Genomic DNA, 12,283 nt, shown 5'->3' with positions numbered 1-12,283 from the left:
GGATGGATGGGTTTCACACGAGCCGAACTCGAGTCCTTCCGCGATGCGGTGATCCCCGATCTCGTCGCGCCCGGTTGCCGCCTGTTGTTCGTCGGCATCAATCCGGGATTGTGGACCGCGGCGACGGGAGCCCACTTCGCGCGGCCCGGAAATCGCTTCTACCCCGCCCTGTTCCGTGCCGGCATCGTCGACCGGCCGATCGACGCGTCGTCCGGTATGAGCGACGCCGACCGCGATCACCTGCTCGAGCGGGGTGTCGGCATCACGAACCTGGCGCCGCGTGCGACGGCCCGCGCCGACGAGCTCACCGACGAGGAACTGCGTGAGGGCGGACGCCATCTGGCGCACGTGGTGGCAGAGTTCCGCCCTCGCGCCGTGGCGGTCGCGGGCATCACCGCCTACCGCGCGGCCTTCGGCCGGCGCAAGGCGAAGGCCGGGCGGCAGGACGACACGATCGGCGACGTCCCGTTGTGGGTGGTGCCCAATCCGAGCGGGTTGAACGCCCACGAGACGGTGGAGTCACTGGCGCGGGCCTACGCCGAACCGGCCCGGGCGGCCGGCATCCTGTCCTGAACTACCGCTGAGCGCCGAACACCTTGTCGAGGAAGTGGGTGGCGCGGTAGCCGGGCGGTGTGCCCTGCACGACGACCGCCCATCCCTCGGAGTTCTCGGTGCGGAGCGGGAGGATCGCCTGGTACTCCGGGGATTCGTACCAGGACCGGGCACGGTCGACGTCGGGGAATTCGATGATCACGAGGTTCCCCTCGAAGGGTCCTTCCATCCCTTCGGGGTCGACGCCGTGGACGAGGAAGCGTCCGTCGTACGGGGCGAGGGTGTCGTCGATGGTCTCGATGTACCGGACGATGTCGTCGTTGAGGTCGACGTTGCGGAGATGAGCCACTGCGTATGCGTTCATGGGGACCACCCTGCGCCGCGTCGTGCACGGAATCGATTACCCCGGAAGTAATGGTGACCGTTCCCCGCCGGCTCTACTGTCGGGTGCATGACCACGGTCGACACTCCCCACGCCGGCGCCCTGCTGCGGGCATGGCGCGAGCGCCGCGGCCTGAGCCAGCTCACCCTGGCCCATACCGCCGGCATCTCGTCGCGGCATCTCAGCTTCGTCGAGACCGGCCGGTCCCGCCCGTCACGCGCGACCGTGCTGAAGCTGAGCGACCGGCTGGACATCCCGCTGCGCGAACGCAACACCATCCTGGTCGCGGCGGGACATGCGCCTGTCTACCCCGAGCATCACCTCGGCGATATGCCGATGGCGGCGATCTCCGACGCGATCACGCGAATCCTGTCGTCGCACCACCCCTTTCCCGCACTCGTCGTCGACCGGCACTGGACGATGGTCGATTCCAACGACGCCGTCGGGGTGTTCGTCGAGGGGTGCGCTCCGGAACTGCTGGAACCGCCGATCAACGTGCTGCGACTGACTCTGCACCCGCGGGGACTGGCGCCGCGCATCGTCGATCTCGGGCAGTGGCGCGGTCATCTGCTCGCCCGGCTGCAACACCAGATCGGTGCGACCGCCGACCCTGTCCTGCTGCGCCTGTACGACGAACTCGCCGGTTATCCCTGCGACGATCCGGTGGAGGAGATCGAACCGCATTCGCTGGTCGTGCCGATGCGGTTGCGGACCGAGGCCGGCGAGTTGTCGTTCTTCAGCACGACCACCCTCTTCGGGACCCCGCTCGACGTGACGGTGTCGGAACTGGCGATCGAGGCGTTCTATCCCGCCGACGAGGCGACGGCCCGGGTCCTGAACGGATCGTGATCGCCGAATCGGCCGATCACGAACGGTTTCCGCGCTAACGTGGGAGGTGCGCGTCTGCCGAGCGGATCATGCGGAGGACACCGACATGAGCACTGCGAAATGGTGGGTTCTCGATCAGCGGGAGTCCGGCTTCGCCCTCCAACACCGCCCCAGCGGCGACCTCGTACTGATGAACACCGCGACGTCGGAAGAACACGTCCTGCACGGCTACGTGTGGAAGCACTGTCCGCACTTCGGCCTGCAGATCCAGAGCGAGGGCCCACCCCCGTACGGACCGTGGGTGGAGAACCCCGAGGAGTGAGTTTCCCTCACGGGATCATCCGTAGCGGCGTGTGCTCGCCGGTGGCGGTGTCGATCAGCACCGCGCGATCGAGTGTCGCTTCGATGGGCAGCACGTCGTAGACGACCGCGCCCAGACGGTCGAGTTCCTCGCGCCGGGTTCGGGGACTCAGCGAACAGTGCGGGGTCCAGCGTCCCGGGACGTAGTAGCGGTGCAGGTCCGCTCCCGTCGTCTCCACGACCCGCACGACGCGGTCCTGTCGCTGCACGAGTTCGGACGAGGGGGCGGGCACGAGCGACGCCCGGCCGCGCCGGAACAGCCCGAGCGTGTCGATGTAGACCGGGACCGGTCCCCCGTCGGGCATGTCCTCGAGGGCCGAGACGACGGCGCCCCGGTCGTAGGTCCGCAGTACCGCGTACGACAGGTGCGGCACGTGCTTGCGGTGCGTGTGGGTGAGCAGGGTCGGGATGCCGCTCTCCTCGAGCCGGCCCCACAGGCGCCGGATCGCGCGGTCGGTCTCGGTGTCGAACAGGAGACAGACCGCCAGCGCCATCAGTTGAGTGTGGCGTGCCAGACGAGCGCGGCGGCGAGGGCACCGGCGCCGTTGAGCGACCAGTGCAGGGCGATGGGCGCGAGGATGCTGCCGCTGCGACGACGCAGCCACGTGAAGACGAAGCCCGCGGCGGCGGTCGCGATCACCGCGCCGACGATGCCGGCGATCTGCGCGAGCAGCCCGGCACCGAGGAAGGCGCTGAGGCCGGCGTTACCCGCCGTGAGACCGAACGACGAGGCGACGTGCCACAGCCCGAACAGCAGGGATCCCGCGGCGAAGACCCCGCGTGCGCCCCACACTCGCTCGAGGGTTCCGTGGAGCACCCCGCGGAAGGCGAGTTCCTCGGGGATGACGGTCTGGAGCGGGATGATGATCATCGAGGCGACGAGGGCACCGGAGATCGTGGCGTAGCGCTCGGAGAGGAAGAACTGCCTGGTGAACGGCAGGGCGATGCCGATCGCCACCACCGCCAGGACGAGGGCCACGGCTGCTACCGAGTAGAGCGTCCCCTTCTTCCAGTGCCGGGGTGAGAGGCCGAGTTCCGACCAGCGCATGCCGCGTCGACGCATCATCGCGACCAGCACGCATGCTGCGATCGGCACGGTCGCGATCGACGCCCACGCCGTGGTGAAGTGGGCGATCAGGTTGGTGGTGACGAGCACCGCGATCACGACGGCGAGATCGATCCAGGCGTGGAAACGGGAAAGCCAGGCCAGCGACGGCAGGCGTCCGGTCTCGGGCGAGGGCAACCGTTCGATTTCTACGGTCACGTGCGATCCCTCCGGAAACTCTCGAACATCCGGTCAAGTGTACGGATCGGGGCCTGCCGGCCGCCGTGACGGCGAACACTCCGGCCTCGACTCCCTTGCGGGATTTCCGGTCGTCGGCGACATAAACACGCCGCCGAAAGTCGCGAGACGCAGGTCACATCGAGTTTGCAGGTCGAGTCCGTCACATGCCCCGTTGTCAAGGCCTTGCGCCGGCGCCGCTAACGTGTACGGCGATCACCAGCCCTCTTCCAGGAGAAACAATGGCCGACTTCCTCTACGAGGACCTGCTGCCGATCGGGGAAGACCCCACCGAGTATCGGTTGCTGACCACCGAGGGGGTGTCCACCGTCGAAGGACCCGACGGCCGCACCTTCCTGAAGGTGGAGCCCGAGGCCCTGCGCCTGCTCACCGAGACCGCGCTGCACGACATCTCCCATTACCTGCGCACGGATCACCTGAAGCAGCTGGCGAGCATCCTCGAGGACCCCGAGGCGTCGAACAACGACAAGTTCGTTGCGCTCGACCTCCTGAAGAACGCGAACATTGCCGCCGGCGGCGTGCTGCCCATGTGCCAGGACACCGGCACCGCCATCGTCATGGGCAAGCGCGGCCAGCAGGTGCTCACCCCGGGTGACGACGAGGAGTCCATCGCGCGCGGCGTGTACGACGCGTACACGAAGTTGAACCTGCGGTACTCGCAGAACGCCCCGCTGACGATGTGGGACGAGAAGAACACGGGCAACAACCTGCCGGCGCAGATCGAGCTGTACGCGGACACCGCGAAGGGCCACGAGAACGCCTACAAGTTCCTGTTCATGGCCAAGGGCGGCGGATCGGCCAACAAGTCGTACCTGTACCAGGAGACGAAGGCCATCCTGAACCCGGACTCGATGATGCAGTTCCTCGAGGCCAAGATCCGGTCGCTCGGCACCGCGGCGTGCCCGCCCTACCACCTCGCGATCGTTGTCGGCGGCACCTCCGCCGAGTTCGCGCTCAAGACGGCCAAGTACGCCTCGGCGCACTACCTCGACGAGCTGCCCACCGAGGGTGCCATCACCGGCCGCGGCTTCCGCGATCTCGAACTCGAGAAGAAGGTCTTCGAGCTCACCCAGAAGATCGGCATCGGCGCGCAGTTCGGTGGCAAGTACTTCTGCCACGACGTCCGCGTCGTCCGCTTGCCGCGCCACGGCGCGTCGCTGCCCGTCGCGATCGCCGTCTCCTGCTCGGCCGACCGCCAGGCCAAGGCCAAGATCACGCCCGAGGGTGTCTTCCTCGAGCAGCTCGAGTTCAACCCCGGTCAGTTCCTGCCCGAGGTCACCGACAGCCAGCTCGACTCCGAGACGTCGGGCGTCTCGGGCACCGGCAAGGGTGCCGCGGTCAAGATCGACCTCACCCGGCCGATGCCGGAGATCCTCGCCGAGCTGTCCAAGCACCCGGTCAAGACGCGCCTGTCGCTCACCGGTCCGCTGGTCGTCGCGCGCGACATCGCGCACGCGAAGATCAAGGAGCGCCTCGACCGTGGTGAGGAGATGCCGCAGTACCTGAAGGATCACCCGGTCTACTACGCCGGTCCGGCGAAGACCCCCGAGGGTCTGGCGTCGGGTTCGTTCGGCCCGACGACGGCCGGTCGTATGGACTCCTACGTCGACCAGTTCCAGGCCGCCGGTGGCTCGATGGTGATGCTCGCGAAGGGCAACCGCTCCAAGCAGGTCACCGACGCATGCCACACGTACGGCGGCTTCTACCTCGGTTCGATCGGCGGTCCGGCCGCGCGTCTGGCGCTCGACTGCATCAAGAACGTCGAGGTCGTCGAGTACGAAGAGCTCGGCATGGAAGCGGTCTGGAAGATCGAGGTTGAGGACTTCCCCGCATTCATCGTCGTCGACGACAAGGGCAACGACTTCTTCGCGCACACCGGCGAGGTCACGCTCACGGTCGGCAAGCGCCCCGGTCTGTAGACCCGGCTCGCTGTAGACGCACTACTCCGAACGGCCCGGCAGGGTTCCTGCGGGCCGTTCGTGATGTCAGCTCCGGGGTGCTGCTCCGGCCGGTTGCCGGATCGTGGCGTTGACCCGGTTCCACATGTTGATCGTCGCGATCTGCATGACCAGCGCGGCCAGCTGCTTCTCGTCGTAGATGTCGGCCGCGGCGTCCCACACCTCGTCGGAGACGGCCTCCGGCCGGTCGGCGATCCGCGTGACGGCCTCGGTGAGCGCGAGTGCGGCGCGCTCGGCCTCCGTGAATCGTCGCGATTCGCGCCAGGCCGCGACCGCCGTGAGCCGTTCGACGCTCTCCCCGTCATCCAGCGCTTCGCGCGTGTGCATCTCCACGCAGAAGCTGCACCCGTTGATCTGGCTGGCCCGCAGGTGCACCAGGTGGACCGTGAGGGCCGGGAGCCCGGTGTTCTCGTAGGTCCGGCCCGCGGCCTGCAACGCGTCGAGGGTGCCGGGCAGCACCATCACGGGATTGTTCATTCGTGCTTCCATCGCCTGCTCCTGTCACATCGGTTCTTCGGAATCCGTCACTTCCTTGACGGATCCCGACGGAAGAATGTGACGACCATGGACGAGGAATTTCTGGCGAGGGAGTTCGACGCGCACCGCGAGCGCTTGCGCGCGGTCGGTTTCCGGATGCTGGGGTCGGCTGCGGAGGCGGACGATGCGGTGCAGGAGACGTGGTTCAAGGTCGCCCGCGCCGACACCGAGTCCGTGGACAATCTCGGCGGCTGGCTCACCACCGTGATGAGCCGCGTGTGCCTCGACATGCTGCGCGCACGTTCGGCGCGTCACGAGGTCGTCGTCGGCGAACCCGTCGAACCGCCTCGACGGAGCGACAGCTCCGAGGCACCTGAAGACGAAGCAGTGCTTGCAGATTCGATCGGTATCGCGATGATGGTGGTCCTCGACGCGCTCGGTCCCGCCGAACGTCTCGCCTTCGTGCTGCACGACATGTTCGGCATGCCGTTCGACGAGATCGCGCCCGTCGTGGGCCGCTCCCCTGCCGCGACGCGTCAGCTCGCCAGCCGTGCCCGGCGGCGGGTGCGCGGTGCTCGCACGGCGTCGGCGGGTGCCGGGGATCCGCGTCGGGTGGTCGACGCCTTCCTCGTCGCGGCCCGCGAGGGCCGCTTCGAGGATCTGCTCGCGGTGCTCGATCCCGACGTGGTGCTCCGCGCCGACACTGTGGCGGCAGCGAATTCCGAGACGGGCCGGCTGCACGGTGGCCCCGCACTCGAGCCGGAACTGCGCGGCGCCGACGCGGTGGCACACGCCTTCCACGGCCGCGCACGCGGCGCGGTGCCCGCGACGATCGACGGTGTGCCCGGGGCGGCGTGGGCGCCGGGCGGGATCGTGCGGTCGGTGTTCCGCTTCACCGTCGAGGACGGTCGCATCGTGGCGCTCGAGGTGATCGCGGATCCCGAGGCGATCACCACGTTCGACACGGCTCTGCTCTGACACCTGCTCCGATACGGGTCGAGCCCGGCGGGAGTGATCCCACCGGGCTCGAACGGTCGTGTGCTCGTCAGGCAGCGCAGGTATGCGTCCGCGCGAGCACCGCGGGCGACTGCACGACCACCTGCTGCAGGAAGTCGAGGACGATGCCCGGTGCCGGTTCGGCGCCGGGTGCGAGCACCGAGCACAGTGCGCGGTACTGGTCGTCGCTCATCACGGGCGCGATACGGAAATGCGTGGTCATCGCGAGCGTGAAGTCGATCCCGAAGTCGCGGGCGCGGACCTGCAGCTGCGGGCCGTGCTCCCCCGCGATCAGGCAGACGTCGAAGACGGCCCGTCCAGCGGTGTGCTCGAACGATGCGGCCGGAACGTTGTTGCGGACCATCTGCCGGTAGAGAGGTCGCAGTCCGCCGAGCACGACCGGCGGAAGCGTCACTGCTCGAGGACGGTCGGCGGTGAACATGTGATCACTCCTTCAACCCTGCGACCCCACCCGGGTCGCCCACTTCTTCTGGAATAAATCCAATAACTGGAACTATTCCAGAAAACTGTTCAAGACGCAACCACCTCGTTGGCCGATCATCCAACCGGCGCACCCGCGGCGAACCGAACTCTGTAGCGCTTGCACCTCCCCCGCCGCACGCCCACCGGACAGTATCGAATGCACCGACGAAAGGAGGGTCCGTGCAGCTCACAACGGCCCGGTTCGATGCGATGCCCGAGGACGAGGCCGTCGCTCTGTTGCTCGACTGCTGTTCGAGCCGGACATGGGCACACTCCGTCGTCGCAGCGCGCCCGTTCGGTTCGCGCACCGTGCTGCTCACCGCCGCCGCGGCCGCGGCCGAGAACCTCGACGGTGACGACCTCACCGACGCCCTCGCCGGCCACCCGCGCATCGGCGAACGCAGCGAAGACGCTGCTTCCCGTCGCGAGCAGTCCGCCGTCGCCACGGCCGACGCCGACATCCTCGACCGGCTCGCCGCCGGCAACCGTGAATACGAGGAACGGTTCGGGCACGTCTACCTCGTCCGCGCCGCCGGCCGCACGGCGCCGGAACTGCTGGAGATCCTCGAGCGTCGCCTCGACAACGACCCGGAGAGCGAGAAGGCCGAGATGCGTGCGGCGCTCGCCGAGATCACCCGACTCCGACTCGAGCGGATCGTCATCGAGACCGCAGGGAGCCGCGCATGAACACCCTGAGTACCCACGTGCTCGACGCGACGGCCGGTGCCCCCGCGGTGGGGTTGCGCGTCGCCCTCACCGATACGCACGGAACCTCGTTGGGCGCCGGTGTCACCGACGACGACGGTCGTCTCACCGGTTTCACCGATCCATTGCCCGAGGGCACCTACCACCTGACCTTCGCCACCGGTGACTGGTTCTCGCGCCGCGGAGTCGCGTCCTTCTATCCGGAGGTGACCGTCACCTTCCGTATCCCGGAGGGCAGCAGCCACTTCCACGTGCCGCTCCTCCTGTCGCCCTATTCGTATTCCACCTACCGCGGGAGCTGACCACCATGACCGAACTGACCGGCAAGATCGTCCTCGGACCGCACCGCTACGGCAAGGCCGAGAATCGGGTGGTGCGCATCGTGCGCGACACCGACCGGCACGAGATCCGCGACCTGAACGTCTCGTCCTGCCTGCACGGCGATTTCGACGCCGCACATCTCGAGGGAGATCAGGGCACGGTGCTGCCCACCGACAGCCAGAAGCAGACCATCTACTCCTACGCCAAGGAGAAGGGCGTCGAGTTCGTCGAGGAGTACGGCCTCGCGCTCGCGCGGCATTTCGTCGACGACGTCGAACCCGTCCGCTCGGCGCGCATCGAGATCGAGGAGTACGCCTGGGAGCGGGTCGTCGTCGACGGCGCCGAGCACGACCACACCTGGACGCGCAAGGGATCCGAGGTCCGCACCGCCGCGATCACCGTCGAGGGCACCGGGACCGACCGACGCGAATGGGTGGTCGGCGGCCTGAAGGATCTCGTCGTCCTCAAGTCCACCGGCTCGGAGTTCCAGGGCTTCCTCACCGACCCGTACACGGTTCTCGAACCGGCGGAGGATCGCATCATGGCGACGAGCCTCCAGGCGCGCTGGCGGTTCGCATCGACCGACGTCGACTGGGACACCGTCTACGCGGGCGTGCGCGCCACCCTCCTCGAGGTGTTCGCGAACCTGCATTCGAAGGCCCTGCAACAGAGCCTGTACGAGATGGGCCGCGCCGTGCTCGAGCGGTACCCATCGATCGCCGAGATCCGCCTGTCCGCACCGAACAAGCACCACTTCCTCTACGACCTGGCACGTTTCGGAGTCGAGAACGCCGGTGAGGTCTTCCACGCCGACGACCGGCCCTACGGACTGATCCAGGCGAGCGTGCTGCGCGAGGACGCCCCCGATGCCGGCATCTCCTGGGAGCCCTACACCGGCGCCATGTGACCACTCACGCGGCACGACAACGGATACCGCTCACGCGAGAGCGGGTTCCAACGAACGCAGCGCGAGATACAGATCGAAGCGGTCACCGGTGCGCGCGAGGGAACGCCCGGTGAGCGCTTCGACTCGCCCGATGCGGTAGCGGACCGTGTTCAGGTGCACGTGCAGTCGATCGGCCGTGCGCCGCCACGATCCGTCGCAATCGAGGAATGCCTCGAGGGTCGCGAGCAGACCCGCGTCGGTGCGTCGGTCGTGTTCGACGACGCCCCCGAGCAGCCGGTCGGCGTACGCGCGACGCAGTTCGTCGGGCAGGGTCGACAACAGGTCGAGCGCCGAATCGAGTTCGGCACGTCGCACCGCCACCGGACCCGGATCGTTGTGTGCTGCAGCGCATGCCGATGCCGCCGCGCGGACCGCGCCGGCCGGGTCGTCGTCAGAACTCTGCCCGCCGACACCGACGAACATCCGGTCGCCGCGCAACGCCGGCGCGAGACGCCCGAGGCGTCGGCTCAACAGCCGTGCCACGTCGACGTCGCTGCCGATCGCCGGGGCGACCACCCTGTTCGCCGCGTCGATCGACGTGACCGCTCCGTCCAGGACGTCCTCGACGAGACCGCGTAGGACGTCCGGCGAGATCCGGCCCTCGGCTTCGGCCACCACCGCGACCCGCGAGTCCGCAGCGCGCACGGTCGGGGTCCGGTCGGTGATCTCCCATGCCACCCGGCGCCGTTCGTCGCGCCGGATCCGATCGAGAGCGACCACCGCGGCGAGTTCGGAGAACGCCTCGACGCACTCCGGTCCGCTCTCGTCGTGCCGGATCACCAGGAACCACGCGTCGATCCGGTCCGTCAGTCCGCGTCCCACCGGCAGGACGGTGAAGTCACCGTCGAGCCGCAGTGGAAAGCGGTCGGCGGTCAACGCTGCTGCGGTGATCCGGTCGAGTTCGGCGTCGTCGAGCTCTGCACCTCCTGCGACCGTCACGCCTGTGGAGGTGATCAGCGCCGATTCCACCCCGAGCTGCTGCGCGAGTCCGTCGAGCAGCTCCCCCACACTCCGACCGTCGGCGACGGCGGCGAGCCATTGCCGCTGCCGTGCCAGTCCCGTCTGCAGACGATCCATCCGGGCTCCGGCCATATGCCCGGTCATGTATTCGATGACTCGGCTGAACGGCACCTCGTCGGGCACGACCAGCAGCGGCATGCGATGTCGTGCACACGCCTCGATCACGTCGTCGGGTATCCGGCCGTGCAGGGCCTCGCCGGCGGCCATCGCCGTCACCCCCGCTCGGACGAGCCGTTTGACGAACAGGTCGGAGTCCTCGGCGGAGCGTCGCCACACCAGGCCGGTGAACACGAGCGAGCCTGCGCTGACGTAGCGCGTGGGGTCGGGCATGTCGGTGGTGCACGCGCGCAGCACGGGACGGCTCAGGGCCTCCGCGTCGCCGTGCAGTACACCGATTCCCAGCCCCGGCGCCTCCACCACATCTCGAAGAAGCACGATGTTCACCTCCTGGTGACGGTCTTGGACGATCGCACAGTACGAGCCGCGGATTTCCGAGGTGTTTCGTGCGTGCTGCCGCAGAGGTACATCTGTTCGGCGCAGTTGACTGAAGACTCCCGACGATCCGAGGAGTCGACTATGCACGCGCATCCCACCACCCGGCCGCTCGTCATCCGCGGCGCACACGTGGTGAGCATGGACGCCGCCCGCGCCGAACACCGCGACGGTTATGTCGTCGTCTCCGGCAACCGGATCGTCGCGGTCGGGTCGGGCGAACCGACCGGCTACGACGATGCGCAGATCGTCGACGGCACCGGTTGCGTGCTCACCCCCGGCCTGATCAATACCCACCACCACCTGTACCAATGGATCACGCGTGGGCTCGCCGCCGACCACACCCTGTTCGAATGGCTCACCACCCTCTATCCAGTCTGGGGTGGCATCGACGCCGACGCCGTGCACGTCGCGGCCAAGGGCGCACTCGCGCATCTGGTGCGCACCGGATGCACGACCAGCACCGACCACCACTACGTCGTGCCCCGCGAGGGCGGTGACGTCTTCGGCGCGGAGATCGCCGCAGCGGCCGAGGTCGGTATCCGCTTCCATCCCTGCCGCGGGTCGATGGACCTCGGTGCGAGCGCCGGGGGTCTGCCGCCCGATCACATCGTCGAGGACATCGACGCGATCCTCGAGGGCAGCCGCGAGGCCGTCGACCGCTGGCACGATCCGTCGTTCGATTCGATGTTGCGGGTCGCGCTCGCGCCGTGCTCGCCCTTCTCGGTGACCGGTGAGCTGCTGAAGCAGTCCGCGTTGCTCGCCCGCGATCTCGGGGTGCGGCTGCACACCCATCTCGCCGAGACCCTCGACGAGGAGGACTTCTGCCTCGAGAAGTTCGGATGCAAGCCCGTCCAGTACATGGAGTCGCTGGGCTGGACCGGACCCGACGTCTGGTACGCGCACGCCGTGCACCTCGACGACCGTGACATCGGTGTGCTCGCCGCGTCGGGTACAGGTGCGGCCCACTGCCCCACCTCGAACGCCCGGCTCGGTGCCGGCATCGCCCGCGCCGCCGACCTCTACGCCGCGGGCGTGCCGCTCGGCCTCGGCGTCGACGGTGCCGCGAGCAACGAGTCGTGCTGCATGCTCGAAGAGGCCCACCACGCCGCACTGCTCGCCCGTGCCCGCAGCGGCCCCCGCGCCATGACGGTGCGGCAGAGCCTCGAACTCGCCACCATCGGCGGCGCCCGGGTCCTCGGACGCGAGGACGAGATCGGATCGATCGAGCCCGGCAAGCTCGCCGATCTGGCGTTGTGGCGGATCGACGGCCTCGCCCACTCCGGCATCGCCGACCCGGTCGCGGCCCTCGTCCTCGGCAGCACACCGCCTCTCGAACTGCTGTTGATCAACGGCCGTGAGGTGGTCGTCCGCGACGAGGTCCGGACCGTCGACGAGGACGTCGTGGCACGGCAGGTCGCGGCGGAACACGCCGCGCTGGTCGCCAAGGCGGGGTGAAG

Annotated in this window: 15 protein-coding genes; 9 read left to right on the top strand and 6 right to left on the bottom strand. The window is 68.4% G+C overall.

The annotated features are described in order from the left end of the window. Positions 1 to 6: 6 nt before the first annotated feature. Complete coding sequence (mug, locus tag NVV99_RS12720; RefSeq protein ID WP_019288033.1) at positions 7 to 573, top strand: G/U mismatch-specific DNA glycosylase; 567 nt, start codon at positions 7 to 9, stop codon at positions 571 to 573. A gap of 1 nt (position 574) precedes the next feature. Here mug and NVV99_RS12715 read toward each other — a convergent pair whose 3' ends face one another. After that, positions 575 to 916: a DUF1330 domain-containing protein gene (locus NVV99_RS12715; protein WP_006550595.1), complete on the bottom strand. Its 342-nt coding sequence runs from the start codon at positions 914 to 916 to the stop codon at positions 575 to 577. 87 nt (positions 917 to 1,003) lie between these two features. Here NVV99_RS12715 and NVV99_RS12710 point away from each other — a divergent pair, with 87 nt between their 5' ends. Both NVV99_RS12710 and NVV99_RS12705 read left to right on the top strand, forming a co-directional pair. Beyond that, positions 1,004 to 1,783, top strand: coding sequence for a helix-turn-helix domain-containing protein (locus NVV99_RS12710; RefSeq protein WP_006550596.1), 780 nt, complete (start codon positions 1,004 to 1,006; stop codon positions 1,781 to 1,783). Between the two features lie 85 nt (positions 1,784 to 1,868). After that, positions 1,869 to 2,084, top strand: a complete 216-nt coding sequence (locus tag NVV99_RS12705; RefSeq protein WP_024103412.1) for a hypothetical protein — start codon at positions 1,869 to 1,871, stop codon at positions 2,082 to 2,084. Between the two features lie 7 nt (positions 2,085 to 2,091). Here the strand turns inward: NVV99_RS12705 and NVV99_RS12700 are convergent, their stop codons facing one another. Together NVV99_RS12700 and NVV99_RS12695 are read right to left on the bottom strand one after the other, a co-directional pair. Next, entirely contained in the window at positions 2,092 to 2,616 is a 525-nt protein-coding gene (locus tag NVV99_RS12700) for a 2'-5' RNA ligase family protein (RefSeq protein ID WP_024103411.1), read from the bottom strand. Next, on the bottom strand, positions 2,616 to 3,365 hold the full coding sequence (locus NVV99_RS12695; protein ID WP_228045102.1) for a CPBP family intramembrane glutamic endopeptidase: 750 nt from the start codon (positions 3,363 to 3,365) through the stop codon (positions 2,616 to 2,618). The genes NVV99_RS12700 and NVV99_RS12695 overlap by 1 nt, the downstream gene beginning before the upstream one ends. A gap of 281 nt (positions 3,366 to 3,646) precedes the next feature. Between NVV99_RS12695 and NVV99_RS12690 the strand changes: the two genes are divergently transcribed. Further along, complete coding sequence (locus tag NVV99_RS12690; RefSeq protein WP_019288028.1) at positions 3,647 to 5,344, top strand: fumarate hydratase; 1,698 nt, start codon at positions 3,647 to 3,649, stop codon at positions 5,342 to 5,344. Positions 5,345 to 5,410: 66 nt separating this feature from the next. On the opposite strand, the gene NVV99_RS12685 is transcribed toward NVV99_RS12690, so the two are convergent. Continuing rightward, positions 5,411 to 5,872 carry a carboxymuconolactone decarboxylase family protein gene (locus NVV99_RS12685; RefSeq protein ID WP_024103409.1) on the bottom strand — a complete coding sequence of 154 codons (462 nt, stop codon included), beginning with the start codon at positions 5,870 to 5,872 and terminating at the stop codon, positions 5,411 to 5,413. Between the two features lie 75 nt (positions 5,873 to 5,947). On the opposite strand from NVV99_RS12685, the gene NVV99_RS12680 reads away from it, so the two are divergent. After that, on the top strand, positions 5,948 to 6,838 hold the full coding sequence (locus NVV99_RS12680) for a sigma-70 family RNA polymerase sigma factor (protein ID WP_024103408.1): 891 nt from the start codon (positions 5,948 to 5,950) through the stop codon (positions 6,836 to 6,838). Positions 6,839 to 6,905: 67 nt separating this feature from the next. Here the strand turns inward: NVV99_RS12680 and NVV99_RS12675 are convergent, their stop codons facing one another. Further along, positions 6,906 to 7,298 (bottom strand): hypothetical protein, encoded by a 393-nt coding sequence (locus NVV99_RS12675; protein ID WP_024103407.1) that lies wholly within the window; start codon positions 7,296 to 7,298, stop codon positions 6,906 to 6,908. A gap of 221 nt (positions 7,299 to 7,519) precedes the next feature. Here NVV99_RS12675 and uraD point away from each other — a divergent pair, with 221 nt between their 5' ends. From uraD to pucL, 3 genes are read left to right on the top strand one after another with little or no spacing between them, the layout of a single operon-like run. Next, positions 7,520 to 8,026: a 2-oxo-4-hydroxy-4-carboxy-5-ureidoimidazoline decarboxylase gene (gene uraD / locus NVV99_RS12670; RefSeq protein ID WP_024103406.1), complete on the top strand. Its 507-nt coding sequence runs from the start codon at positions 7,520 to 7,522 to the stop codon at positions 8,024 to 8,026. Next, positions 8,023 to 8,346 (top strand): hydroxyisourate hydrolase, encoded by a 324-nt coding sequence (gene uraH, locus NVV99_RS12665; RefSeq protein WP_006550603.1) that lies wholly within the window; start codon positions 8,023 to 8,025, stop codon positions 8,344 to 8,346. Before uraD ends, uraH begins: the two co-directional genes overlap by 4 nt. Before the next feature lie 5 nt (positions 8,347 to 8,351). After that, a complete protein-coding gene (gene pucL / locus NVV99_RS12660) occupies positions 8,352 to 9,272 on the top strand; it encodes a factor-independent urate hydroxylase (RefSeq protein WP_006550604.1) in 921 nt (306 codons plus the stop codon). A 30-nt stretch (positions 9,273 to 9,302) separates the two neighbouring features. Here pucL and NVV99_RS12655 read toward each other — a convergent pair whose 3' ends face one another. Then, a complete protein-coding gene (locus NVV99_RS12655; protein ID WP_231911970.1) occupies positions 9,303 to 10,766 on the bottom strand; it encodes a PucR family transcriptional regulator in 1,464 nt (487 codons plus the stop codon). A gap of 141 nt (positions 10,767 to 10,907) precedes the next feature. Between NVV99_RS12655 and NVV99_RS12650 the strand changes: the two genes are divergently transcribed. Further along, the gene (locus NVV99_RS12650; RefSeq protein WP_024103404.1) at positions 10,908 to 12,281 is read left to right on the top strand and encodes an 8-oxoguanine deaminase; all 1,374 of its coding nucleotides are present in this window, start codon (positions 10,908 to 10,910) and stop codon (positions 12,279 to 12,281) included. The last annotated feature ends 2 nt before the right edge of the window (positions 12,282 to 12,283 follow it).

It is taken from the genome of Rhodococcus sp. PAE-6 (genome assembly GCF_025290685.1).
GTDB classification, from domain to species: domain Bacteria; phylum Actinomycetota; class Actinomycetes; order Mycobacteriales; family Mycobacteriaceae; genus Rhodococcus; species Rhodococcus pyridinivorans.
Note: the sequence above shows the minus strand (reverse complement) of the source record. Positions and strands in the feature narration are given on the sequence as shown.